We start from the raw sequence: 25,444 nt of genomic DNA on the forward strand, positions 1-25,444 counted from the left end.
TGACAAGGCCGTCAGCGTCGCCGGCCCGGCGAGCTCCGGCGGGACCAGGCGATGCGACGGCTGGTGCCGGCTCGTAGGCTGCCGCCATGACCGAGATCCAGAACCCGACGCCCCGCGACGCCTTCGAGCTGCTCATGGCCGGTAACCGGCGCTTCGTGTCAGGCACCCCGGAGCACCCGAACCAGGACGCCACCCGCCGCACCGAGATCGCACCGGCCCAGCAGCCCTTCGCCGTGGTGTTCGGGTGCTCCGACTCCCGGCTGGCCGCCGAGATCATCTTCGACCGCGGCCTGGGCGACCTGTTCGTGGTGCGCACCGCCGGGCATGTCGCCGGTGCAGAAGTCCTCGGTTCCATCGAGTACGGCGTGAGCGTGCTCGACGCCCCGCTCGTCGTCGTGCTCGGCCACGACTCGTGCGGGGCCATCGCAGCCGCCCGTGCCGCAGCCGACGGGGGCAGGGTGCCCGGCGGCTTCGTCCGTGACGTTGTCGAACGGGTGACCCCGAGCGTGCTGGCAGCCCGCGCCGCCGGACGCGACCAGGCCGAAGAGATCCTGGCCGAGCACGTCGAGCACACCGTGGACCTGCTGCTGGAACGCTCTCGCGCCCTGGCCGAGCGGGTGGCCGCCGGCCGTCTCGGCGTGGTGGGGCTGTCCTACCGGCTGGCCGACGGCAGTGCACAGCTCGTCGCCTCCCGCGGCCTCGATGCGGCGGTCCCCGCCGCGTCCTGACCGCCCCGCCTGTGGCTGCCCCAGCGTGATTTGCCCCGGTCGATGGAGACCCGTATACGTGGAGGGGGAACCCACCGAGTTCACCGCTCGATCACCCCCGGAAGGGCACCGCCCGATGGCTCACGGAGCCGACCACGCGCCCAGCACCGCCCCCCGCGCCGACCTGGCGCGGGCCGCGGGCTGCGAGGTGTGCCTGGGATGGGGAACGGTCGTCACCGACGACGGGCGGCACGAGCTGTGCCCGGCCTGCCAGATGGGCGGGCGCCCAGCCGATTCCGCCACGGATCAGCCCGGCCCCCGCACCCGGGAGCAGTAAGGGCACGGGCACGGCGTCGGTAGTGGTCACACGGTGGGCCGGGGCCCCGCGGCGCGGCGGAGCCGGTTGGCGATCGCCAGGCCCAGCCCCTCCTCCGCCGGCACGGAGGCGACGATGAGGTCGCACCCCTGCTGGTCGAGATCGCGCAGGAACCCGTACAGCCCGCGTGCGTAGGCGGCCATCGAAGCGGGGAGCGCCACCACGGCATGCGCCTTCACCGGGACGTCGGCGAAAGAAGGAGGAAGAAGGACGCCCACCCGGTGCCCCAGCTCCTGCGCCAGCTCCGCTTCGGCGACGACCTTCTCCGGCTCGACCAGGACGACCCGAGCACGCGGCGCGTAGTGGGACGGATGCTGGCCCGGCACCCGCACCCGGCTGGTCGACGGGACCGCGAGCGGGCACCCCAGCACCACTTCGAGGTCCTCACGCGTCACCCCACCGGGCCGCAGAATGCACGGGATCTCCTCCGTGGCATCGACGATGGTCGACTCGACACCGACCTCGCAGGGACCGCCGTCCAGCACGAAGTCGACAGCGTCACCGAGCTCGGCACGGACATGGTCCGCCGTGGTGGGGCTGATTGAGCCGAAGCGGTTGGCAGAAGGGGCCGTGACACCGCCGCCGAACGCCGACAGCAGCGCGAGCGCGACGGGGTGGTCGGGCACCCGCACGGCCACCGTCTCCAAACCACCGGTCGCCTCCAGGGGCACGCGGGAACCGCGCCGCAGGACCAGCGTGAGTGGCCCGGGCCAGAAGTGTTTGGCCAGCAGTCGCGCGGTGGCGGGCACGTCTTGGACCCAGTCGCCCAGTTGCTCCGCGCCGCCGAGGTGGACGATCAGCGGGTGGGAGGGCGGGCGACCTTTGACCTGGAAGATGCGCGAGACGGCGGCGGGGTCCTCGGCGTTGGCGCCCAGACCGTAGACGGTTTCGGTCGGGAGGGCCACCAGCCCTCCGGCGCGCAGCACACCGGCCGCCTTCTCGATGTCACTGGTTCTTGCCGTCACCCGAACAATCCTCTCACTGTCCTCCCCCACACATTCCGTGGTCTCGTCGGCACTAACGACAAAGGTGCACGTCAAGGACCGGCAGCGACCGTGATCAATCTCAGCGCCACCCACGGGTCCGTTGATCCCCGGGGCTGGCGTCAGCCAGTCAAGGCTGACGCAGCGGCCGATCGTTGACGCGATGCGGCACTCATGCGAGGGAAGGTCTCCGGCGCTGGCGTGGGCTTGCTGGAGGATCGATAGGCTCAGGACAAGACTCCGCCACGCTGTCTGTTGCTGAGACTTACGGAGAACGTTGTGGCTGATCCCTCGGTCGAGACGACCACCTCTGGCCGCTGCTTGGTGGCGACGGTCAGCGGCGAGATGGACTACCTGACCGATCCGGTGTTTCGCCCGCAGTTCAAGGAGCTGATCGCCCGGGGCGAACGCTTCATCGTGCTGGATCTGTCCGGGGGGTCGTTCTGGGACTCGGCCGGGCCGAATGTACTGCTCGGGGCATGGCGGCAGGCGGAATTCAGGCGGGGCGGTGCTGGTGCTGGCCTGTGTGCCCGAGCCGCTGCGGCGGATCCTTGAGATGACCGGATCGGATCACGTCCTGCGGGTCTTTGACACCATCACTGACGCAGAAGCGGTCTTCGGAGGCTGAGCCACTTTCCCGTTCTCGTGGTCGACCGCAAAGTCAACGAGGGCGCGGAGCGTGACGTCGGCTTCCGCCGGATGCCTCAGCGGCTGGTCGAGGCTGAGGGTGTACTGGTTGCGCCGTCCGACCCGTTGCCGGTGCAGATAGCCGGCTTCTTCGAGGTCGGCGATGATGGCCTGGACTGCTCGTTCGGTGATGAGGCAGGCGGCGGCGATGGTCCGCAGCCGTGCATCCGGGTCCCGTGCGATGGCCAGCAGCACCCTGGCGTGGTTGGTCAGGAACGTCCACCGGTGCTCCTGGTGATCCATGGAGTCAGCAGCCATTCCCACCCCCGTCTCCCGCGGTGATGTCCGATGAGGAATACCGGAAATCCTCGTCACCCATTCTGTCAGGGGCGAGCATGATGGGGATGCCGCGCGTGCGGGATGCGTGTACATGCCGGTGCACGAATCGTTGACCCGATGCAGCACGACGGTATGCACTTGTGGCGGCGGCTCCGCGACCTGCTCTCCCGCGCGGGCATGGGCTGCCTCCTCTCCGGTGAACCGGCCGGCTGGGCGGCTCCGGGCATCCCGCACCGACATGCCCGGAGTCGGCCCGGACGTCAGGCAGCTGCGGCGCGTTTGGCCTGGGCCTTGGTGTGGGTGAGGCGGTAGGACTCCGTGCCGGTCTGGGTGATCGCGCCGTTGAAGGTCAGCCGGTCGACGATGGCCGCGCACAGCCGCGGGTCGGTGGAAGGTGACTTCCGCAGCCACCTCGACATCCACCCTCGGTTACAAAGCCAGCGGCTCTTGGGGACGCGGGGCGCGCTGCGATCCGAGGTGGCGTTAACCTGATGGTCGGCTGTGGCTTCTGGTCGCAGCGCGGCGGTGGGGCTCGCCGTACCCGAACCGCGGCACCGGTGCCGCCAACAGTCCCTACTTGCGATGGTGTGTGCCCGCCTGCTTGTGGGCCCCGGCGAGTAGGAGACGTACGTTCATGACAGCCCCGAAGTCCCAGGCGGTGGACGAACCCACAGATCCCGACGTCGATCTGCACGTGCCCGCCCAGCGGCAGCAGTCCTGGCGGGCACAGGGACCGATCGTGGCGGTGGTGGCGCTCGGCGGAGCCATCGGGGCTTGCGCCCGGTACGGGGCCTCGCTTCTGTGGTCGGCCTCGGCCGGGGCGTTCCCGTGGACGACCTTGTGGATCAACGCTGTCGGCTGTGCGGTGATCGGCGTCTTCATGGTGGTGATCACGGATGTGTGGGCGGCGCACCGGCTGGTGCGGCCGTTCTTCGGCACCGGTGTCCTGGGCGGCTTCACGACCTTCTCGACGTACGCCGTCGACATCCAAAAGCTCGTGGACGCCGGCCACGCCCGCACCGGGCTGGCGTATCTCGCGGCGACGCTGCTGGCGGCGCTCGCCGCGGTATGGCTCGCGGTGACGGCGACGCGCCGCGTTCTGGCATGGAGGTGGAGGCAGTGATGACGAGGCTGACGGGCAGGGCCCTGCGGGTGACGGTTTTCATCGGGGAGAACGACACCTGGCATCACAAGCCGCTCTACAGCGAGATTGTGCACCGCGCCCACAAGGCCGGGCTGGCGGGAGCGAGCGTCTTTCGGGGTGTCGAGGGCTTCGGCGCGTCGTCGCTGGTCCACACCTCGCGGTTGCTGTCGCTGAGCGAGGACCTGCCGGTGGCGATCGTGATCGTGGACAACGAGGAGCGGGTGCGCGCCTTTCTGCCGCAGCTCGATGAACTCGTCGCCGAAGGGCTGGTGATCCTCGACGACTGTGAGGTCATCCGGTACGTGGGCAGGGGGAGCAACGCGTGAACTGGCTGCTGGTCATCGTCGGTGGCGCGATAGGCGCCCCGCTGCGCTACCTGACCGACCGGGCCGTGCAGAAGCGGCACGACACCGTCTTCCCCTGGGGCACCTTCACCGTGAACGTCGTGGGCTCCTTCGTGCTCGGCCTGCTGAGCGGGGCCGTGGTGGCCGGAGCCGCCTCCTCACAGGTGCAGTTGCTGGTGGGCACCGGTCTGTGCGGGGCGTTGACGACGTACTCGACGTTCTCGTACGAGACGCTGCGGCTGGCCGAGGACGGGGCGCGTTTCTTCGCCGCCGCCAACGTGATCGCCGGCGTGGTCGCCGGCCTGGGCGCGGTGTTCGTCGGGGTGGCCTTCGCCGAGGCGCTGTGGGCGTGAGCAGGGATTGCGCCCGGCAGCCGAACATGATGGGGCCCTGGCGGTTCGTCGTCTGGTTCGGCACGGTCAGCCTGCTCGCGGACTTCGTGTACGAGGGCGCCCGCTCGATCACCGGTCCCCTGCTGGCCTCGCTGGGCGCCTCGGCGCTGGTGGTGGGCGTGGTGACGGGCGCGCGTGAGGCGGCGGCGCTGGCGCTGCGGCTGGTGTCGGGGCCGCTTCTGGGGCCTGGCGATCGCCGGATACGCGCTGACGGTGGTCGCCGTGCCCCTGCTGGGCGTGGCCGGCGTGCTCTGGGCGGCGTGCGCGCTGGTGATCGCCGAGCGGGTGGGCAAAGCGGTGCGCTCGCCGGCGAAGGACACGCTGCTGTCGCACGCCACCGCCGCGACCGGGCGTGCGCGCGGCTTCGCCGTGCATGAGGCGATGGACCAGGTCGGCGCGCTGGTCGGGCCGCTGATCGTGGCCGGCATGCTGGCGATCACCGGCGGCGCCTACGGGCCGGCGCTCGGCGTGCTGGCCGTGCCGGGTATCGCGGTGCTGGGGCTGCTGGTGTGGCTGCGCGCGAGGGTGCCCGACCCACAGGCGTACGAGCGGCAGGCGACACCGGACACCGGCCAGGCGGCGCAGACCGACGGCCGACTTCCGGCCGCGTTCTGGACGTACGCGGCGTTCACCGCCGCCACCACCGCCGGATTCGCCACCTTCGGCGTGCTGTCGTACCACTTGGTCGAGCGGCATCTCATGGCGGCGGCCTGGGTACCGGTGCTCTACGCCGCGGCCATGGCCGTCGACGCCGTCGCCGCGCTCGCGACGGGCTGGCTGTATGACCGCCACGGTACACGCGTGCTGATGGCGCTGCCGGTCCTGACCGCCGCGGTCGCGGTGCTGGCGTTCACCAACACGGTCGCGATCGCGGCGGCCGGGGCCCTGGTGTGGGGCGCGGCCATGGGGATCCAGGAGTCCACCTTGCGTGCAACGGTGGCGGACCTGGTGCCCAGCCCACGGCGGGCGACCGCTTACGGCGTGTTCGCCGGTGTCGTCGGCGCGGCGAGCCTGGCCGGCGGCGCACTGACCGGCGCTCTGTACGGCTACTCGATCCCCGTGCTGATCACGGTCGTCGTCGCCGTCCAGGTCCTCGCCGTGGCGCTACTGGCCGCCACACGAGCCACCCGGCGCTGACCTCAGGAGCGTCCCGGGTTGGGGGCACGCCGCCCGGCGGGTGGCGTGCCCCCAACCGTGCCCTTCGCCGCGACCGGGCGCGCGGGTGGTCGCCTCGGTGGGACCCGCGGCAAAGGGCTGAGGCCGGAGCCGCGGGAGCCCGCCACGGGCGCGGTCCAGCCTGTCCAAGGAGCCTCACAGGCACACGTGCCTGAACGATCGGCAGCAGGTCGCGGGACATGCCGGCACAGAGGTACGGGGAGCGAGGTCCTGTACGGCGATTCCACCTGCGCACCTCCGGGAAGGCATGCGTTCCTGACCAGGTCAGGAACCATCAGCCCGGTCAGGCGGTTCGGACCAGAGCGGTCCCGGCGGGATCCATCGCCACCAGCGAGTGAACAACCGCGCGGGCCCGTGGTCAAGGTGCCCGGCTCCCTGAACCACCGCTCTATGCCACGGCTTTACCCGACGCGCTCGTCAACGGCTCAGCCCATACGGCAGGCAGGGCTCGACCCAGGCCGTCGCCGACCAACTGGACGCTGTTGCCGAGGCGTCCGGTCAGACGGGCCCGGCCCTCCCAGTCGTCCTCGCCGAGGCCGTCGGCCAGGATCTCTCCGGTGCTGATTGGCGGTGGCATTCCGTTAATCGGCTCCTGAAGCGGCGGAAGAGGTTTCGGGCCACGTACACGCCCGGGCCGCCGAAGCCGACGATGTCGACGCGTCCGTCACCGGTGATATCGGCAAGGAAGCGGGGGTGGCGGTCGATCCGCCAGCCGCCTGCGTCATCGTTGTACCCGAAGCCGCGGCACACCAGCTGGGCCTGCTCGAACCGGCCGCCGCCGCGGCTGTGTGACACCCAGACCCCCTCGTCGCCGAATCCGACGATGTCCGGGTTGCCGTCGCCGGTGACGTCGGCGAGGAGCCGAAGGTGCTTCCCGCTTGTCCACCCCTGGGCGAGCCCGAAGTCGTTCAGGACGAGCTTCGAGGGCTCGACCAGCAGTATGCGCCGCTGGACGAGGACACACGGCAAGGCCCGTGCAACAGCGCCGTCGCCGCCCGCCGCGGCCCTGCACAGGATGATCAGCGTGGCGGGCGCTCGCGAGCGACGTCTCAGCCGCCGTAGCGCGACGAGCCGAGCGTCACCTGGTGACCGACGAGGCTGACCTCGATGCCGTCCGCCGTGGCACGCGCCGCCGTGAAGCCGACGCCCGCAGGCAGACTGACCCGCCAGACGGTACTCGCCCGTTCGGCACCAGGAACGGTCAGGGAAAGCTCTGTTCCCTGCGCCAGGAGCGTCCCCGTGGTGTTCAACGCCCGGCCCCCGGCCGTGCCCGAGACCTTGACGCGTGCCGCCTGGCCGCTCGATCCCGCCGCCTGCGAGACCTGCAGCGGACCGCCATAGCCCGCGAGCCGGGTCACCACGCCGGACAGCTCCTTGTACGACAGGGACAGCGTGCCGGTGGCCAGGTTCGCTTCGGCGCTGCGCGCTGTCAGCGACGTCACCTTCACATCGCGCAAGTCCAGGTGGAGACGGTCGATGTGGAGATAGCCGCCCTGCGTATTGGACGTGGTGTCGATGGAGAAACCGCCCGCGGTCAGTGTCACGTGACCGAAGTCGCGGCCGGCTGCCTGCGTCAGGAACGGAAAGCCTTCGATCGCCACGTCCAGGTAGCCGTCGGTGGTGTTGCCGTAGCCGTACTTCTCCTTCGCGAGTTGCTCGGCTTCGCCGTTCGCGTAGTGCACGGCGATGCGATCGACCGCTGTGAAGAGTGCGGCGAGCACCACGACCGCGATGACCAGGACCTTCACCCATCGTCGTTTCATGTGGATCCCCCGTGTTGTTGTGTTGTCTCCACGGCTCGGTGGGCCGCATCGCTCGCGTGTCCGGGTGAGACAGGAGCCTGTCAGCGGGAACGGTGTGCCGGTCGGCGACGGAGGGCGAGGACGATGCCGCCGCCGGCCACGACCAGCGCGGTGGCGGCACCGGCGATCACGGTGGTGCCGGTGCCCCCGCCGGTCTCGGCCAGGTGGCTGCCTGCGGGCGATGCGGCACTGCTCGCCTCCGGCGCCGGGGCCGCGCTGCTGCTCTGCGCCGGGCCCGGCGCTGTGGGCGAGTCCGTCGAGGGCGTCGGGGAGGGGTGCGCCGACGCCGACGAGGGCCGGCCGGAAGGGCTGGCCGGCGCCGAGGAGGAACCGGCGGGCGCGCAGGTTTCGTCCGGCACGACGACCAGGGGCCGGATGTCGTCGTCGACCTGGTCGCCGGCCTTGACGTGGACCCGGAAGGTTTCCCCGGCATACCAGTCCAGGGGGACGAGGTCGACGGTGGTGCCCTGCGCGGTGGGGTGCTCGATCGTCTTGGTGTCGACGTGCCGTTCTTGGCCGGGTGTGTTCAGCTGCACGTACAGGCTGACGGTGGCCAGGGTGCCGGAGGCGTCCTTGTCGGTGACGCGGATGACGCCATGGCCGCCCGCGTCACAAACGGCCGCTGCCGAGAAGTCACCGATGCTGCACGCGAGCGCGGTGTGGGCGGCTCCGACGGCGAGTGCGGCCGCGGCGGCCGACGTGCCTATGACGCGTGCCGCTCTGGCGGTGTGCTGGGACAGGGACATGCTTGACCTTCCATGATGATGGGGACGCGGTGGTTGATCCCCTGGGTCGGCAGGCGCCGTCCCAGGAGCCGAGACGCAGACGGGGATGCTCATGCAGCCGCGTGGCGGTGCGTCAGCCGGTGATGGCGACGGGTGCGTCCCACGCGTCCCGGTCGACGGTGATCGTGTAACCGCCGCGGGTCTCCTTGCTGTTGACCATGTACTGGTGGCCGCGGCTGTGGTTGGTGAACTGGGTGGAGCCCCACGGCCAGTCCGCCGTGGTGGTGTACTGCTTGTCCCACAGCGCGTACCAGAGGTTGCCCGGCAGGTCGGTCTTGTTGGTCGCGGTGGCGATGGCCTTGGCGCTGGAGCTGGTGAAGCCGTAGAAGCCGGCGCGGTAGGTCTTGGCGCGCAGGGTCTTGGTGAAGGAACGCACATACGTCAACACGGCGTCGTTGCACGCCTTGTTGGCGATGTCGTACGGCTCCATGTCGAGGTAGATCGGGCTACCTGCCTTCATGCCGAGCGCCGACGCCTTGGCGACCGCGTCCTTGGCGTCGCTCGCGCCGAGGGAGGCGGCGGTGGAGGCCGTCAGCTTCTCCGGGTTGGAGCTCTTCTGGCAGGGCGGCTGGGCGCCGACGTAGATCGGGATGAGCTTCCAGCCGACCGCGCTGACCGACTTCACCCAGGACGCGGTCAGGTTGGGCTGGGCACAGCCGCGATTCCTGCCGCCGACGTAGACGGCGGCGGCGCCGTAGAAACCGGTGTGCCACGCCTTCATCGCCTTCAGCGACGGCGCCGTGCAGGTGTCGAACGCGCGGCCGGTGTACGTCTTCTGGGCGGGCCAGGTCGTGGCCGCCATCGAGGTCTGCGCCGCGATCCCGGCACCGGCGACGACGGCGGCGCCTGCCGTCGCCCAGGCGATGTAGCGGCGCTTCTTGGACAGCCGATGGCTGGACATCCCCACCCCAATTCGCGATTACGGCACACAGCACGCGGACGGCGCACCGGCCGAAGACGATGTGTGCTCCGACACGGCAAGACCGAGGCGCTGACGCACCAACCGTCACCGCCCTCGCCCGCACGTGGCGCCACGGGTTCTTCACGGCACCCTGGGCGTCCGGAGCGGGTCGCACAGTAATCGGCATCGGCACTGGGATCGGGAAACCTCGCCCCTTGATCGCCACAAGATTCCCTCAAGGCACGGCAAATCTTCGAAAGAGGCAGCTATTTTGACCAGGCTTTGAGTAAGTGGAGATCAGCTCGTGGCCAGGCGTCTTCTAAGGTCTGCGGCGGGTCAATTGATCTCTCCTGGCCCCGCCCGCCCAGCTTCCGGACGCATGCGCATTTCCGTGGCACACGCAGTACGGCCCCCACCTCGGCGCGGCGCACTGTGCGACTTTCTCTCAAGGACACCCATGCGCATCCCGTTCCGTGCCCTCAAGGTGCTCGCCGTCACGGCACTCCCGCTGGCCCTGGCCGCCTGCACCTCCGGTTCCATCACGACCTCTTCCACCGACGCGACCGCAGCTGCCGAGTCGGCCAAGGCCAAAGACCCCAACGCCGGCCTGATGACGGGTACCCAGCTGAAGAAGGCCCTGGCTGACGCGTCGTACTTCTCGGCCGGCTTCGCTGCCGACCCCAGCGCTGCCCGGGACACCGGCGACACCTACCAGGCACCGGCCACCAAGAGCGCCGACAAGCCGCAGTGTGCCGGTCTGGGAGCCACGAGCTGGATCAGCCTCACTGGCGTGGAGGGTGTGTCCTTCGCGCAGAACTCCTACATCAACAAGAACACGTCCGCCGAGCTTGACCAGGAGATCGACGTCTACCGCGGTACGACGGCCGCGGATGTGATGAAGGACGTGGCGCAGGTGGTCGCCGCGTGCCCGAGCTATACGGACGCCGGCACCCACAGCACCGTGAAGGTCACCGGCGCCTCCACGGCAGGGCTCGGGGAGGAGGCGTACACCATTACGCTGACCGACAGCGCATGGGAGAGCGGCACCACGCTGATCGCCGCCCGCGCGGGCACGGCGGTCGTCAGTGTGCTGTCCACCGACGGCAGCGACAACGGTGCCGCGAGTGCGAAGAAGCTCGCGGAGCACGTCCTGGCCTCTGTGAAAGGCGTGAGTGGTTCGGTCGGCCGGAGCTGACCGCCCCCGGCGCCGTCCGGTGAACCGGGAGGGAACTCTTGGTCATGGGTTCCTTTGGACGGCTGTTCGGGCGCAGCCCGCTGCCTAGCATGACGCGGTCATGAACGGTACGACCCGGGAGGCCAGGATGGTGTTGTCCGGCCTCAGGCGGAGGCCGCCGCGTCTGTGGGGTGTCGTCGGGCTCACTCTCGTGTGCCTGGTGGCTGGGGTGCTGGCCCTCGCGCACGGGGGCCGCCGGGCCCGCGCGGCTACGGACGAGCTGCCGCACACGCCCGTGGAGGTCTCGCCGGGCCACTGTGGCCGCGGCTGGGACCATCCGGTGTCCGGTGTGCAGGTCTTTGATGTGCGCAACACCTCCGACGGGCCCGCCGAGGTGTATTTGGAGGACCCGAAGAGCCAGGCCGTCTACGGCGAGCTGGAGGACATCGGCCCCGGTACGACCCGGCCGCTGACCGTGCGTCTCGGCAAGGGCGCGTACGCGTTCAAGTGCGTGCCGGACGACGCCGACGCGGTGACCGGGCCCACCGTCCGTGTCACCACCGGCCACGGCGGTCCGGCGGCGGCTCCGGTCACCGAGCACGACCTGATCCCACCCGCGCTTGCCTACCAGAAGTGGGTGGGGAGCGGCCTCGACGACGTCGTACGGCTGACGTCGGCACTGCGCGATGCGATCGACCGCGGCGACCTCGCCGGGGCACGGGCCGCCTGGCTGCCGGCGCATCTGGAGTACGAGCGGCTCGGCGCCGCGTACGAGGCGTTCGGCGACGCGGACGGGGAGATCAACGGCACGGACGCCGGACTGGCCGGAGGCGTGCAGGACAAGGACTTCACCGGCTTCCACCGCATCGAGTACGGGCTGTGGCACGGCCGGTCCGCCGCCGGACTGCGTACCCCGGCGGCCGATCTGGTCAAGGCCGTCACCGGTCTGCGCGACACCTGGGCGCAGGCCCGTATGGACCCGGCCCAGCTCGGGCTGCGGGCGCACGAGATCCTGGAGAACACCGTGCAGTTCGAGCTGACCGGGCGCACCGACTACGGCAGCGGCACCAACCTCGCCACCGCCCGCGCCAATCTCGACGGCACCCGCGAGGTCCTGTCCCGCCTTCACTCGCTGCTGACCACCCGGTACGCCGATCTGCCGGGTCTGGAGTCGGAGTTGGACCACGCGCAGGGCACCCTCGACGGCTTCCGCCACGGGGACGAGTGGACGCCCCTGGCCCGCTTGAGCCGTGCCCAGCGGGAGGTCGTCGACGCCGCCCTCGACGACCTGGTGGAGCGGCTGGCGTCGGTCGCGACGCTGTGCGATCCGCGGAGGACGGTGTGAGCAGCACGGAACAGACCGGGGGAGTGGCCCGGCGCGGATTCCTGCGCGGCGCGGCCCTCGCGGGCGCGGGACTGGCCGCAGGCGGTGCCGCCGCCCCCGGCACGGCCACCACCACGGCCGCCGCGACCCCCGCCGCGACCCCCGCCATCGCCCCCTTCCATGGCACCCACCAGCAGTCGGTGCTCGCCGCCCCGCGCCGAGTCACCGCCTTCGCCTCCTTCGACGTCACCGCCGAGACCCGCGCCGAGCTGACCGACCTGCTGCGCACCCTCACCGACCGCGCCCGTTTCCTGACCTCGGGCGGCACTGCGGAGCCCGTCGGTGTCACCGGCCCGCCCGCCGATTCCGGCATCCTCGGCGACCAACTGCCCGCCCGCGCGCTGGCCGTGACCGTCGGCGTCGGCGCCGCCCTCTTCGACGACCGCTTCGGGCTCGGCAAGCTCAGGCCGCGCCGCCTGACCGCCATGCCGTCCTTCCCCGACGATGACCTGAAGCCGGACTGGTGCCACGGCGACCTAAGCCTCCAGTTGGACGCCGACGACACCGACACCGTGCTGTACGCCCTGCGCGACATCGCCCGGCACACCCGCGGCGGCATGCAGGTCCGCTGGCGCCTGAACGGGTTCAGCAGCCCGCCCCGCCCGGCCGGCACCCCGCGCAACCTGATGGGCTTCAAGGACGGCACGGCCAATCCGGACGCCACCGACGCCCGCGAGATGAACCGCCTGGTGTGGGTGGGCCAGGGGATGGGCGAGCCGGAGTGGGCGGTCGGCGGCAGTTACCAGGTCGTACGCCTGATCCGGATGCTGGTGGAGTTCTGGGACCGGGTCTCGCTCAGCGAGCAGGAACGGATGTTCGGCCGCGCCCGGCAGTCCGGGGCACCGCTGGACGGGAACGCCGAGCACGACACCCCCCAGTACGCGAACGATCCCAAGGGCGACATCATCCCGCTGGACGCCCACATCCGGCTCGCCAACCCGCGCACCACCGCCACCGACGACCAGCGCATCCTGCGCCGCGCCCACAACTACGACCTCGGCACGGACAGCAACGGCAACCTCGACATGGGACTGCTGTTCAGCTGCTACCAGCAGGACCTGGCCCGCCAGTTCGAGACCGTGCAGAAGCGACTGGCGGGTGAGCCCCTCGTCGACTACATCAAGCCGTTCGGCGGCGGCTACTTCTACGCGCTGCCCGGTGTCCGCGACTCGGCGGACTGGTACGGGCGCGCCCTCCTCACCACCTGAACCTGTCTGGACAACTCCCGCGTCCGGCCGGTCAACAAGCGGTCAAAACTCGGCCTTCTTACCCTGACCCGGTGTTCACTCCCCCGCCACCGTTCCTCCGTCGGTATGCCGTGCGACCGGCGGAGCATCCATGGCCGTATGGCTCAACAACGATCCCGCCCGGAGGGTGAACGAGCATGGCCAGCAAGGCAAGCAGAACAACGATCCGGAGTCTGGGGGCGCTGGCCGGCGCCGCCGCACTCACCGTCCTCGGGGGAGCGGCGCCCGCATGGGCCGCTGTGCCCGCCGGTCACCACCACGGTCACTCCGGCCACTCCTCGACGGCCACGCCCATCAAGCACATGGTCGTCCTCTACCAGGAGAACGTCTCCTTCGACCACTACTTCGCGACGTACCCGAAGGCCGCGAACACCGACGGCACGAAATTCACCGCGTCGAAGAAGACCCCGAAGCACATCGACACCCTCGCGCGCGCCGGGCTGCTGACGAAGAACCCCAACCAGTACGCACCCAAGCGGCTCACCCTGTCCCAGGCGATGACCTGCGACCAGAACCATTCCTACGGGCCGGAGCAGTACGCCTACAACGGCGGCAGGGCCGACCAGTTCGTGCAGAACACCGAGGTCGACAAGTGCAGCGGCGGCCTGTTCGGCGAGCCGGGCCTGGTGATGGACTACTACGACGGCAACACCGTCACCGCCCTGTGGAACTACGCCCAGCAGTACGCCATGAGCGACCGCTCCTTCAGCACCGTCTACGGCCCCTCCACACCGGGCGCGCTGAACCTGGTCTCCGGCCAGACGCACGGCGTGATCTCGGTCGACCCGTCCTCCGGCACCGAGAACCCGAAGCAGACGTCGACGCCGGACTCGTACACGGTCAAGTCGCCGGACGTGACGGGCGTGGGCACGGTCGTCAACGACCCCGACCCGGCCTACGACGACTGCGCCGGCAAGGACCACACCAGCACCAATGCGCTGGCCGCGATGCGGGGCGAGAATATCGGTGACGTCCTCAACGCAAGGAACATCACCTGGGGTTGGTTCCAGGGCGGCTTCCGTCCCTCCACGGCGTGGGACGGCCGGCAGGGCCACTACGCCAAGTGCGACACCACGCACACCAACGTCGGCGGCGCCGCGGTGGTCGACTACAGCCCCCACCACTCGCCGTTCGAGTACTACAAGTCGACGTCCAACCCGCACCACCTGCCGCCGAAGAACGTCGACGAGATCGGCCACAACGGCCAGGCCAACCACAACTACGACCTGACCGACTTCGACGCCGCGCTGAAGGCGGGCAAACTGCCGGCCGTCAGCTTCGTCAAGGCCGCCGCGTACCAGGACGGGCACGCCGGCTACTCCGACCCGACCGACGAACAGCACTTCCTGGTCCAGCAGATCAACGCCATCCAGAGCTCGCCGGAGTGGAAGTCCACGGCGATCGTCTTGGCCTACGACGACTCCGACGGCTGGTACGACCACGTCTACGCCCCGCCGCGCAACGGCTCCACGGACACCTCGCTCGGCTCCAACGGCAAGGCCACCGACAGCGCGGCCTGCCAGGCCGGTCCCGAGGCGGCCGGCGGCTACCAGGACCGCTGCGGGCCGGGCACCCGCCAGCCACTGCTGGTGATCTCGCCGTACAGCAAGGTCAACAAGGTCGACCACACCCAGACCGACCAGTCCTCGATCATCCGCTTCGTCGAGGACAACTGGCACACCGGCCGCATCGGCGACGCGTCCTTCGACGCCACCGCCGGTGCTCTGTCCGGCATGTTCGACTTCCGGCACCCCCACAACAAGCGGGTGCTGCTGAACTCGGACGGCTCGGTCAGGTCTGTCGGACCGATCCGGCACGTCCGGGCCGCCTCCACGAGCATCACCCCGGGCCCGGCCATGCAGAACACCGCGGTGACCACGGACGCCTCGTTTTTCCCTGCCCTTCCGGCGGGCATCGCCGCGGGCGGCCTGCTGGCAGCGGGCGCTGCGGGGACCTACCTGAGCAGGCGCCGCAGGCAGCGGGCAACCGTCTGACGTCACCGGCGTGACTCGGCGCGGCGCGGGCCCGAAGGACCGCGCCGCGCCGAGCCGTGGGCGAGTTCAAGGCCGCCGCTCGCCCAGGGCACGTATACGGTGGTCTGGCGGGTGATCTCTGCGCAATCCGCAGGCGTACGCATCGCGCGGCTGCCGCCAGCAGGACCAGCCGGGCCAGCAGTGCGACGCCCGTCTGGCTCGTGACCGTCTCCGGCAGCGAGGTCGCCTTCGGGCCGCTGACCTGTTCGTAGGGGCCGCGCAGCAGCAACGCCGGCGTGGACACCACCAGGACCCTCCACCCCACGGCGAGCGGCCGCCTCAGGGCTGCCGTACGGCCGAAAGCCGCCACGCCGAGGGTCGCCAGTCCGGCGCCACAGCGAGCCCTCCGCCGAGCAGCGCCCGCGCACGGCCACGCACGCTCGACGAGGAAACAGGGAGATGGGCGGGGAGATCGGGCCGCTGGTCACGTTGCTGAAGCGCGCGTCAGCTGGCAGCACCTGGCCCACTGCGGGTCAGATGCGCAGGGTGGCCGCACAGTTCCCTCAGAGGCGGTTCTTGGCGACGCCTTTGGTGAAACTTGGTTGTTGTCGTTGAATCTTGAGGGAAGTCTGTGAACGCCACCCGATCAAGCGTGCTGGTCGGTGACAGCGAGACGGTGAGGGCGTCCAGCACTGCATGACTCTTCTGTGGATGGGCCTCCACTGCACGGATTTTGCCCAGATTTGCTACGTAAAAGGATGGTCATGCTCGGGCGGGGACGCCTGTCGAATTCTTCGCGATCTCAGTGCGGGGCGGGCAAATACCGACGGTGAAGCCCAGCTCGTCGTGGAGATCGTGTGCCGCAGAGATTACTGCGGAGCATCGCGCCACCGGCACTTCTGCGTTGCTCCGCCGGGGAGGGGAAAATATGAAGGACAAGTCGGCACGGAAGAGACTCGCCGCAGCCGCAACCACACTCGCCGCCGGCGCGGCACTTCTGTTCAATGCCGCACCGGCGCAGGCGGCAACAACGTTCTACGTCAGCGACAACTGCGATGTGCCGTGGATCAACTGCTCCGAGGGCGACCTGCACCTGAACTACAACTCGATGCAGTACGCCGTCGACTCGAGCGGCAAGCTCCTCACGAGCTATGCCTCGTTCTACGGGGACGTCTACGACTACGCCGGCACCAGCCAGTACCAGGGGTCCACTCTCTACACCTACGTGTACGTCTTCGGCAACGGCGGAAACGGCAACGGGCAGCGGGTGAAGAACAATGCCGCCTCGGTCTGGAACTGCGCCCCGGCGGACAACTACCGCGTCTACTACAACTCCGGGTATCTGGGGCACTCCCAGTACTTCCAGCATGCCTACGCCTACGACTGCTACTGGGCCGATCTCGACTCCACGCTGAAGAACGAGAACGCCTCCGAGCACTTCGCCTGACCGCACCCGGACGTGTAAGGAACCCCGTGATGAACCGCCACGCCAAAACCGCGTCGATCGTTCTGGCCGCCGTCACCGCGGCCCTGATGACCGGCTGCTCCGCCTCCACGGCCCACACCTCGAACAAGGCGAAGGACCCAAGAACCGAGCCCATGGCTCAGGAGTCCTCCACCGTGGACAAGGCCAACTGGCCCCCCGCCACCCCGCGCAGCGGCCTGGCCAAGGGCTTGTCCCTGCCCCTGGAGGACTACATGCAGACCTATCAGGACACGGTCACCCTCGACAACGCCGCCCGTCACATCCAGAAGCAGTGCATGGCCGATTACGGGTTCACCATCACCCTGCCGCCCGCGGGGAACACTCCGCCGCCGAATGACAACGACGCCAATATCGAGAGGCGTTACGGCATCACCGACCGCGCCACGGCGCAGAAGTACGGCTATGGCCTGCCGGATGACCTCCAGCATCAGCAGGGCGCGACGCTGCCGAAGATGACCAAAGAGGAGACCGAGGTCTTCTCCGGCCACACCAGCCTCAACCTGCGCGATCCCGACCGGGCTCCGGCGCCCTCCACCTACAAGGGCAAGAAGATCCACAAGAACGGCTGCGCCGGATGGGCCGACGACCAACTCGGCACCCGCAGCCTCGACTTCTCTCTCGTCTCCGAACTCGACGGGCAAAGTCTCACCCAGTCCCAGAAGACGCCCGCCGTCCAGGACGCCATTACTGCCTGGTCCACGTGCATGAGTGCCAAGGGCTACACCGTCGATACTCCCTACAACGCGGACAAGATCGTTCCCCACACCGACGGAACGCCTTCCCAGGATGAGATCGATGTCGCCCTCGCCGACATCGACTGCAAGAAGTCCACCGATCTCGTGAAGATCTGGTTCGACGCCGAGAGCGCCATCCAGAAGCAGCAGATCGCCGATCACCGGGATGAACTCACCCAGTCCAAGGCGCGCAATACAGCCGCACTGGCTGCGGCGAAGACAGCCCTTGAGAGCTAGCGCCATGCCGGCACGACGTGTCGTGATCGGTACCGCTGTGGCCGCCTCATTCGTCGGCGCGGCGGTTTACGGAACGGTCTCCTTCGCCCAGAGCATCAACGATGACTTGCGCACACCGGCGGTCGCTTCTCCCCGCGCCGGTGACGTGCCCGCGGTACCTGATCCGCTGCGCGACGCCTGCGCCACCGACGCGCCAAGAAACCGCCCACCCGCCAACAGTGCTGTTTCAGCCGCGGATTCGACGGGAGAGGTGAAGCTGTACCGGGTCCGGAGCAAGGACCACGTCGTGACCGTACCGGTGTCCGTCACCAACACCGGCGACACACGCGCCCTCTACACGGTCACCGTCTCCGTCACCCTCACCGGGGACAACGCAGGCGTCGACGTCGACAACGCCGTGGCCGTTGACGGAGCAGTCCCCCCGCACACCACCACCTCGACAGAAGTCAGTTTCACCGGCATCGGAAGCGTCCCGCTCACCGACATGGACGTCACAGTCCTTGACGTTCGCAAGCAGAGGTGCCCGGCCACCTGAGTCGTCACCCGGACGCGACACCGGTGGACGGGCGACGGCAGGCGCGAAATCCCTGCTGCGCGGAGCGCCTGCAGCCATCAGGCTGCCCGCCGCGCTCACCCGGCGCGTGATCGAGTTCCTCGCCGGGCCGTATCCGGCCCTGCCTGTGATGCGGGGCGGGACCAGGAGCTCTCCGTCGCCTGCGCCGCCACACAGGACGGTGCGGCTGCGGAGTCGGTTGAACGAAGGAACGTCTAGGAGGATCATGTTCCACCGCAGAAGACACTCCATACGGCCCGGCAGGGCCGTCATGCGGAGATGGCCGAGACTCGGCACACCGGGAGTGCTGCTCCTTTCCGGCGCCCTCATGGCGGGCGCCATCTCCCCGGCGGCCGCGGCAGTCAAAGACACGACAGCCACGGCGTCCAAGCCTTTGTCGTTCTCCTCGTCCCCCCAGGACGCCACGGGTCCGGCCGCCGACGTGATGGTCAATGGCTGGGGTGACGGCTCCGGCTACCACGTCGACGTCGCCACCGGAGCGGGCAGCTACAACTGGCGCGAGCTGGCGGTGCTGCGCCCGGCAGGCATCGACGACGCGTCATGGACCGGCTACCAGTGCGTGTCCGGCGACGGCCGATACGCGGCGGTGGCGATCCTGCCCGCCGGATCGGTGAACCTGGCAGCGGCACGGGACCACGGGGCGTTCGCCTACACCGTCAACCTGCGCAGCGGTGCGGTGAAGCCCGTGGCCGGCGGCGTCGCGCTGAAGTACCACTCGCCGGGCTGCGGCCTCGGGCACACGGCTGAGTTCACGGTCAACCCCGGTGAGAATCAGCGCCGTACACAGGTGCTGACCGTGGACATGCCGTCGGGGAAGGTCAACAGCAGCGTCACCGTCGACGGCCAGGTCACCAGCGTGGTGCCCACCGCCGCCGGCCCGGTCGGCGTGCAGGGCGGCTCCCTGGTACGGCTGCCCGCCAAAAGCACGGGCAAGGCGGCCGCTCGTCCGATCCACCTGGCCGACACCGGCGGCATGGCCTACGACCTGCGGCCGACAGCCGGCGGCGGTGTCGACTTCGCGGTGCAGCGAGACAGCCACAAGTCATCGCTGATCATGCGCGAGCGGTCGGGGAAACTGTCCAAGCTGGGTGAAGGCAAGCACGCCCAACTACGCCTACTGCAAGGCCGATCCGGACACGCCATCGCGATCGGCGCGACCGCGCTGCCCGCCAAAGCCGGCATCCGAAGGATCGACACGCACGCGCTGCCCCACGGCGCGAACAGCGTGTCGGGAGTCTCGCTGGACGGCGGCGCCGTGATGGGCCTCGCAGGCAAGACCAAGGCGTCCGCACCGCTGATCCTGGCCACCCACAGCGGAAAGCTGATCAAGAGGGGGCCACCCGGCACGTCCGCCCGCACGTCGACCGACCTTCCCAAGGCGGCGCCCGCCGCCGGTGGCACCTCCCCGGTGACCCAGTCCGCGTACACCGCCCCGGCAAGCAGCAGTGCCGCCTCGGCAACGGCCGCCGTCGCACCGCTGAAGAAGACCGCCACCGTCTCCTCGGGCACCAAGACCGGTACCACCGGCTCCCTGGCGACGGCCACCACCGCCTCCTCCACGACCCCGAAGTGCTCGGTGGGCCGCAACGAGGAGAACCGGCAGGTCATGCAGCCGGGCACCGCGCAGGTGTCCTGGGCGGTGCAGATGGCCGAGCAGGGCCTGCTGACCGGCTCCGCCTACCAGCGGCCCGCGAACTACGCGAACCTGGGCCTGGTCGCCTACTCCCCGAACGACGACTTCGGCAAGGTCGCCCTGGAGCACCCCTCCAACGACACCTGGGACTCGGTGCCCCGCTCGGTCTACCAGGCGATCGTGGCGCAGGAGAGCAACTACAGCCAGGCGTCCTGGCACGCCCTGCCCGGCATCCCCGGCAACCCGCTGATCGCCGACTACTACGGCGCCGGCGGCTCCATCTCCCACATGGACTACTCCAAGGCCGACTGCGGCTACGGCCTGGGCCAGGTCACCACGGGCATGGCCAACGGCGACACCAAGTACTCCGCCCACGGCCAGTGGAAGATCGCCGTCGACTACCAGGAGAACGTCGCCGCCGGCCTGCAGATCCTGGAGCGCACCTGGAACCAGCTCTACGACGCCGGCATCACCGTCAACGGCGGTGACCCGCGCTACCTGGAGAACTGGTACTTCGCCGCCTGGGCCTACAACTCCGGCATCCAGCCGACCGCCGCGTTCGGCAACACCACCGGCTGCACCCCCGGCCCCGACTGCACCGGCCCGGACGGCACCTGGGGCCTGGGCTGGTCCAACAACCCCCGCAACCCCGACTACCCGCCCACCCGCGCACCGTACCTGCGCGACTCCTACGCGGACGCCTCGCACCCGGCGAGCTGGCCCTACCAGGAACGCATCATGGGCTGGATGGGCCAGCCGATCCTGCGCTTCAACGAGCCCGCCTACGCCACCCCCGACTACCACGGCGGCAAGACCTGGCTGCAGATCCCCCCGGTCGACGCGTTCTGCACCAGCGACAACCTGTGCGACCCGACCGGCGCGCAGAGCTCGGACTACTGCTCACTGTCGGACTACGAGTGCTGGTGGCACCAGCCCGTCACGTTCATCTCGGACTGCTCCACGACCTGCGCCACCAGCGACTACAGTGCGGGCGCCGGGTCCAGCGAACCCGCGGTCGTCAAGCCGCATCCGCATCCGCCGTCCTGCTCGCTGGACACCACGCACGTCCACGACGAGGGCCACGGCTCGCCGATCATCGTGGACGAGTCGCAGAGCCAGCCACCTCTGAACCTGGTCGGCTGCGGATCGTCCAACTGGTCCCAGAACGGCACCTTCACCTACACCCCCGGCACCAACAGCGACGGCGACCCGATCGGCGCGATCGACACCCATCAACTGGGCGTCGGATTCGGCGGGCACGTGCTGTTCACACACACCGAGGACGGCTCTAACCCCGACGAGATCAACACCGGCACCTGGACACCCAACCTGCCGAAGCTGCAGTACTACAAGATCAAACTGCACTTCCCGTCCACGGCGGCCAGCTCCACCAACGTCGTCTACACCATCAACCCCGGCGGCGGCGCCAGCCCCTGGAAGATCCGCGTCAACCAGGACTGGGGCTCCGAGGAATGGGTGACCATCGGCACCTTCGCCATGGAGGACGGCGCCACGGTCAAACTCACCAACAAGAGCGACATCACCGGCTCCGGCAACATCAACTACGCCGACTACGACGTGGCCTACGACGCCATCGCCTTCATCCCGGAGGGCGGCACCCCGGGCAAGCCGATCGGCGGACCGCCCGGCATCAAGGACGCCCCCAAGGGCAGCAACCCCGCCTGGGTGCAGTGCGGTTGCGTGCGGCGCACCGCCGGTGACCCGGTCGACACCAGCACCGGCACCTTCGGCGACACCTTCACCGACCTGTCGACGCCCGGCCGGGGCATGCCGCTGAACTTCACCCGCACCTACGCCTCCGCCCTGGCCAGCCCGGACGGACCCAACTCGGCGCTCGCCGAGAACGGCCCGTTCGGCTGGGGCTGGACCTACTCGTACAACCTGAGCGCGAGCACCGACGGCACGACCGGCGACGTCACCATCAAGCAGGAGGACGGCTCCCAGGTCACCTTCACCGACTCCTCGGGCACCTACACGCCGAGCGCCCCGCGCTACGACGCGACCCTGACCAAGTCCGGTTCCGACTACGTCTTCACCCGCACGTCGAAGGAGATCTTCACCTTCGACACCGCGACCGGTCACCTGGTCTCCGAGACAGACCTCAGCGGCAGCAAGGCCACCCCGCCGTACGCCACGACCCTGGCCTACGACGGCAGCGGCAACCTGCACACCATCACCGACCCGGGCGGCCGCGTCTACACACTGACCTGGACCGGCAGCCACATCACCGCCCTCACCGACAGCGCGGGCCGCAAGGTCACCTACGGCTACGACGCAAACGACAACCTCACCGACGTCTACGGCGTGGGCACCACCCGCTCCCCGAGCCTCGAGGACGACGACCACTACCAGTACACCTACGACGCGTCGCACCTGATGAAGACGATGCGCAAGCCGGTCCAGTACGGCAGCACCGCCTCACCGACCCCGGTGACGTCGATGACGTACGACACCTCCGAGCGCGTCACCACCCAGACCGACCCGACGGGCAAGACCACCACCTTCGCCTACGGCCCGAACGTGGACACGGGCCTGACCGACGGTCAGACGCTGGTCACCGACCCGGCCGGCCACAAGGTCCTCTACACCTACGCCGACGGACTGCTGCAGTCCGAGACCCGCGGCTACGGCACGCAGGACGCCGGCACCTGGACCTACACCTACGACCCGATCAGCCTCGGCATCACCTCCATCAGCGATCCCGACGGCAACCTGCAGACCTTCGCCTACGACGACCACGGCAACCAGATCTCCGCCAGCGACGCCCGCGGCTTCACCACCACCCACTCCTACGACGACAACGACAACCTGATCACCACCATCGATCCGTCCGGCCTGCGCACCGACTACACCTACGACGAGGCCGACCACATCGCCGCCTCCGGCAGCGGCTTCGGGCTGCTCACCAGCACCACCCAGCAGCCCGTCGACGGCACTGCGGCCGCCCGCACCACCAGCACCTATTACGACGACACGGCCCACCCGGGTGACGCCACCCGCACGGTCGACCCCCGCGGCAACACCACCAGGACCACCTACGACACAGCGGGGGACCTCACCAGCACCACCAACCCGGAAGGCGACAAGACCCAGTACGGCTACGACACCGACCGCGGCCTGCTGACCTCCCAGGTCTCCCCGGCCGGCACCGCCGCGGGCACCACGCCCGGCTGCACCCCACCCGCCAAGGGCTGCACCACCTACGCCTACGACGCATGGGGCAACCGGACGAGCACGATCGACCCCCTCGGCCACACCACCAAGGCGACCTACGACGCCAACGGCAACCGCACCTCGACCACCGACGGCAACAGCAAGAAGACCGCCTACGGCTACGACGCGGACGACCGCAACACCAGCGTCACCCGGCCCGACGGCAGCGTGACGAAGACCGCATACAACGCGGACGGAACGGTCGCCACGACCACCGACGGCGCGGGTGCCGACACCACCTACGGCTATGACGCCCAGGGCCGGCGCACCACGCGCACCGACCCGGACCAGCACACCACCACATCCAGCTACGACACGGCCGGCAACCTCACCACGGTCACCGACCCCTCGAACCGCACCACCACCTACACCCACGACCCGGCCGGCAACGTCACCGGCATCGACTACTCCGACACCGGCACCCCCGACGTCACCGCCATCGACTACGATCCCGCCGGCCACCGCACCTCGATGACCGACGGCACCGGCACCAGCACCTGGACCTACAACACCTTCGGTGAACTGACCGCCCACACCAACGGCGCGGGCAGCACGGTCACCTACGGCCACGATGCAAGCGGCAACACCACGTCAATCACCTATCCCGACGCGAGCGCACACACCGTCACCCGGACCTTCGACAAGGCCGACCGCCTCACCGGCGTCAAGGACTGGAACGGCAACTCCACCACCTTCGGCTACACGGCCGACAGCCAGTGGAACACCACCACCTACCCCAACGGCACCACCGCGACCACCGATTACGACGATGCGGACCGGGCGGCCACCGACACCCTCACCAAGGGCACGACCACCATCGCCTCACTCAGCTACACCCGTGACGGAGCGGGCCAGCTCAGCGGACAGACCCCCACCGGGGTCCCCGGCGACACGCAGACCTACCAGTACACGGACCGCGAGCAACTGAAGTCGGCCACCGCCGGCTCGACCGTCACGTCGTTCGCCTACGACGACGCCGACAACCCGGTCCAGGTCGGCACCACCGGACAGAGCTTCGACGCCGCAAACCGGCTGTGCTGGTCCACGACCAACACCATGCCCGCCAACCCCGACTGCGCCACCGCACCCACCGGCGCCACCGCCTACACCTACGACGACCAGGGCAACCGCACCAAGAGCACCGACGGGAGCAGCACCACCACCTACACCTACGACCAGGCCGACCAGCTCACCACCGCCGGCACGGGCTCCACCACGGCCACCTACGCCTACGACGGCACCGGCCTGCGCGCCTCGAAGACCGTAGGCGGCACGACGGCGTCCTTCACCTGGGACGACGGTGACGTCCCCGCCCTGTTGTCCGACGGCACGACCGACTACCTGTACGGGCCGGCCAACATGCCGGTCGAACAAATCGACTCGAACAGCACTCAATGGTACTTCCACGACCAACTGGGCTCCACCCGGGCACTTACCGACAGCAGCGGCACCGTCGACTGCACCTACGACTACACCCCGTACGGCGCGATCCTCGGCCACACCGGAACGGCGTCAACGCCGTTGCAGTACACCGGCCAGTACACGGACGACGAAACCGGCCTGGTCTACCTCCGAGCCCGCTACTACGATCCCGCCACCGCTCAGTTCCTGACGGTGGACCCCGAGGTCGCTACCACCCTGGAGGCGTATGCCTACGTCGCAGGCAATCCGCTCAACCTCACCGACCTGACCGGCTTGTGCTGGTCCGGATTCAGCGCGGTGTGCAAGGCGGCCTCGGCGACGGACCATTTCATCCACAAGCACGCTGCCGTCATCTCGCACGTCAACGCGATCGCTACGGTGGTCACCGCGGTCGCCGGAACCGTCGGAGCGGCCTGCACCATCCTCAGCGCAGGCTTGTGCGCACCTATCGCCGCCGCCGTGTTCTGGACGGCGCTGACGGTGACCACGGTCACCCAGGCCGCGCTCACTGTGGACAAGTGCCACTACGGTTCGGGATGGGACTGCGCCGAGTCCTCGCTCTACCTCGGAGCCGACCTGGCGACTGTGGGCGGCACGAGCTGGGCGACAGGCAAGCTCCCGGGAATGCGGTCAGCGCCCATCGACCCGCTGATCAGCAACCTGCGGAAGATCTGCGGGCGGTGAGCATGCGAGAGAGTGAGAAAGGTCCGTTGTCACCGAGGGAGCACCGTGGGCCAGACCTGGTTGTCCGGCCCGCCCTCCGGTTCGGC

At 69.4% G+C, this 25,444-nt stretch carries 21 protein-coding genes, 2 pseudogenes and 1 riboswitch; of the genes and pseudogenes, 15 read left to right on the top strand and 8 right to left on the bottom strand.

The genetic code is table 11. The features are described from left to right. Positions 1-86 precede the first annotated feature (86 nt). Positions 87-728, top strand: a complete 642-nt coding sequence (locus ACP4J3_RS11690) for a carbonic anhydrase (RefSeq protein WP_426533168.1) — start codon at positions 87-89, stop codon at positions 726-728. Between the two features lie 115 nt (positions 729-843). Next, positions 844-1,044 (top strand): hypothetical protein, encoded by a 201-nt coding sequence (locus tag ACP4J3_RS11695; RefSeq protein ID WP_426533170.1) that lies wholly within the window; start codon positions 844-846, stop codon positions 1,042-1,044. Positions 1,045-1,070: 26 nt separating this feature from the next. Here ACP4J3_RS11695 and ACP4J3_RS11700 read toward each other — a convergent pair whose 3' ends face one another. Further along, positions 1,071-2,048, bottom strand: coding sequence for an L-threonylcarbamoyladenylate synthase (locus ACP4J3_RS11700; RefSeq protein WP_426533172.1), 978 nt, complete (start codon positions 2,046-2,048; stop codon positions 1,071-1,073). 297 nt (positions 2,049-2,345) lie between these two features. Between ACP4J3_RS11700 and ACP4J3_RS11705 the strand changes: the two genes are divergently transcribed. Further along, entirely contained in the window at positions 2,346-2,621 is a 276-nt protein-coding gene (locus tag ACP4J3_RS11705; protein WP_426533174.1) for an STAS domain-containing protein, read from the top strand. Positions 2,622-2,636: 15 nt separating this feature from the next. Here ACP4J3_RS11705 and ACP4J3_RS11710 read toward each other — a convergent pair whose 3' ends face one another. Continuing rightward, positions 2,637-2,996: a helix-turn-helix transcriptional regulator gene (locus ACP4J3_RS11710; RefSeq protein WP_426533246.1), complete on the bottom strand. Its 360-nt coding sequence runs from the start codon at positions 2,994-2,996 to the stop codon at positions 2,637-2,639. Between the two features lie 296 nt (positions 2,997-3,292). Next, positions 3,293-3,421, bottom strand: a pseudogene (locus ACP4J3_RS11715) (IS21-like element helper ATPase IstB); the annotation flags it as partial. 245 nt (positions 3,422-3,666) lie between these two features. On the opposite strand from ACP4J3_RS11715, the gene crcB (ACP4J3_RS11720) reads away from it, so the two are divergent. From crcB (ACP4J3_RS11720) to ACP4J3_RS11735, 4 genes are all read left to right on the top strand, one after another. Next, entirely contained in the window at positions 3,667-4,155 is a 489-nt protein-coding gene (gene crcB / locus ACP4J3_RS11720; protein ID WP_426533176.1) for a fluoride efflux transporter CrcB, read from the top strand. Beyond that, positions 4,155-4,502, top strand: coding sequence for a DUF190 domain-containing protein (locus tag ACP4J3_RS11725; protein WP_426533178.1), 348 nt, complete (start codon positions 4,155-4,157; stop codon positions 4,500-4,502). The genes crcB (ACP4J3_RS11720) and ACP4J3_RS11725 overlap by 1 nt, the downstream gene beginning before the upstream one ends. Beyond that, positions 4,499-4,873 (top strand): fluoride efflux transporter CrcB, encoded by a 375-nt coding sequence (gene crcB, locus ACP4J3_RS11730; RefSeq protein WP_426533180.1) that lies wholly within the window; start codon positions 4,499-4,501, stop codon positions 4,871-4,873. Before ACP4J3_RS11725 ends, crcB (ACP4J3_RS11730) begins: the two co-directional genes overlap by 4 nt. A 174-nt stretch (positions 4,874-5,047) precedes the next feature. Continuing rightward, a complete protein-coding gene (locus tag ACP4J3_RS11735) occupies positions 5,048-6,049 on the top strand; it encodes an MFS transporter (protein WP_426533182.1) in 1,002 nt (333 codons plus the stop codon). Between the two features lie 297 nt (positions 6,050-6,346). Next, positions 6,347-6,423: riboswitch (Fluoride riboswitch) on the bottom strand. 53 nt (positions 6,424-6,476) lie between these two features. Here ACP4J3_RS11735 and ACP4J3_RS11740 read toward each other — a convergent pair. The 5 genes and pseudogenes from ACP4J3_RS11740 to ACP4J3_RS11760 all read right to left on the bottom strand — a co-directional run bounded on the left by ACP4J3_RS11740 (position 6,477) and on the right by ACP4J3_RS11760 (position 9,576). Further along, positions 6,477-6,665 (bottom strand): hypothetical protein, encoded by a 189-nt coding sequence (locus tag ACP4J3_RS11740; RefSeq protein ID WP_426533254.1) that lies wholly within the window; start codon positions 6,663-6,665, stop codon positions 6,477-6,479. A gap of 8 nt (positions 6,666-6,673) precedes the next feature. Continuing rightward, positions 6,674-7,018 (bottom strand): annotated as a pseudogene (locus ACP4J3_RS11745) (FG-GAP repeat domain-containing protein); the annotation flags it as partial. 119 nt (positions 7,019-7,137) lie between these two features. Beyond that, complete coding sequence (locus ACP4J3_RS11750) at positions 7,138-7,836, bottom strand: DUF2993 domain-containing protein (RefSeq protein WP_426533184.1); 699 nt, start codon at positions 7,834-7,836, stop codon at positions 7,138-7,140. Positions 7,837-7,931: 95 nt separating this feature from the next. Beyond that, positions 7,932-8,636, bottom strand: coding sequence for an LAETG motif-containing sortase-dependent surface protein (locus ACP4J3_RS11755; RefSeq protein WP_426533186.1), 705 nt, complete (start codon positions 8,634-8,636; stop codon positions 7,932-7,934). A gap of 112 nt (positions 8,637-8,748) precedes the next feature. Further along, a complete protein-coding gene (locus ACP4J3_RS11760) occupies positions 8,749-9,576 on the bottom strand; it encodes a glycoside hydrolase domain-containing protein (protein WP_426533188.1) in 828 nt (275 codons plus the stop codon). A 457-nt stretch (positions 9,577-10,033) separates the two neighbouring features. Here ACP4J3_RS11760 and ACP4J3_RS11765 point away from each other — a divergent pair, with 457 nt between their 5' ends. From ACP4J3_RS11765 to ACP4J3_RS11800, 8 genes are all read left to right on the top strand, one after another. Next, positions 10,034-10,771: a hypothetical protein gene (locus tag ACP4J3_RS11765; protein WP_426533190.1), complete on the top strand. Its 738-nt coding sequence runs from the start codon at positions 10,034-10,036 to the stop codon at positions 10,769-10,771. A gap of 100 nt (positions 10,772-10,871) precedes the next feature. Next, positions 10,872-12,095 carry an EfeM/EfeO family lipoprotein gene (locus tag ACP4J3_RS11770; RefSeq protein WP_426533192.1) on the top strand — a complete coding sequence of 408 codons (1,224 nt, stop codon included), beginning with the start codon at positions 10,872-10,874 and terminating at the stop codon, positions 12,093-12,095. Continuing rightward, complete coding sequence (efeB, locus tag ACP4J3_RS11775; protein WP_426533194.1) at positions 12,092-13,342, top strand: iron uptake transporter deferrochelatase/peroxidase subunit; 1,251 nt, start codon at positions 12,092-12,094, stop codon at positions 13,340-13,342. Before ACP4J3_RS11770 ends, efeB begins: the two co-directional genes overlap by 4 nt. Before the next feature lie 176 nt (positions 13,343-13,518). Next, a complete protein-coding gene (locus ACP4J3_RS11780; protein ID WP_426533196.1) occupies positions 13,519-15,375 on the top strand; it encodes a phospholipase C in 1,857 nt (618 codons plus the stop codon). A 907-nt stretch (positions 15,376-16,282) separates the two neighbouring features. Then, entirely contained in the window at positions 16,283-16,801 is a 519-nt protein-coding gene (locus tag ACP4J3_RS11785) for a hypothetical protein (protein WP_426533198.1), read from the top strand. A 29-nt stretch (positions 16,802-16,830) separates the two neighbouring features. Beyond that, entirely contained in the window at positions 16,831-17,811 is a 981-nt protein-coding gene (locus tag ACP4J3_RS11790; protein WP_426533200.1) for a hypothetical protein, read from the top strand. Between the two features lie 286 nt (positions 17,812-18,097). Beyond that, positions 18,098-18,346, top strand: coding sequence for a hypothetical protein (locus ACP4J3_RS11795; protein WP_426533202.1), 249 nt, complete (start codon positions 18,098-18,100; stop codon positions 18,344-18,346). A 322-nt stretch (positions 18,347-18,668) separates the two neighbouring features. Then, the gene (locus ACP4J3_RS11800; RefSeq protein ID WP_426533204.1) at positions 18,669-25,358 is read left to right on the top strand and encodes an RHS repeat-associated core domain-containing protein; all 6,690 of its coding nucleotides are present in this window, start codon (positions 18,669-18,671) and stop codon (positions 25,356-25,358) included. Positions 25,359-25,444: the final 86 nt, after the last annotated feature.

The organism is Streptomyces sp. UG1 (assembly GCF_049974585.1).
Lineage (GTDB): Bacteria > Actinomycetota > Actinomycetes > Streptomycetales > Streptomycetaceae > Streptomyces.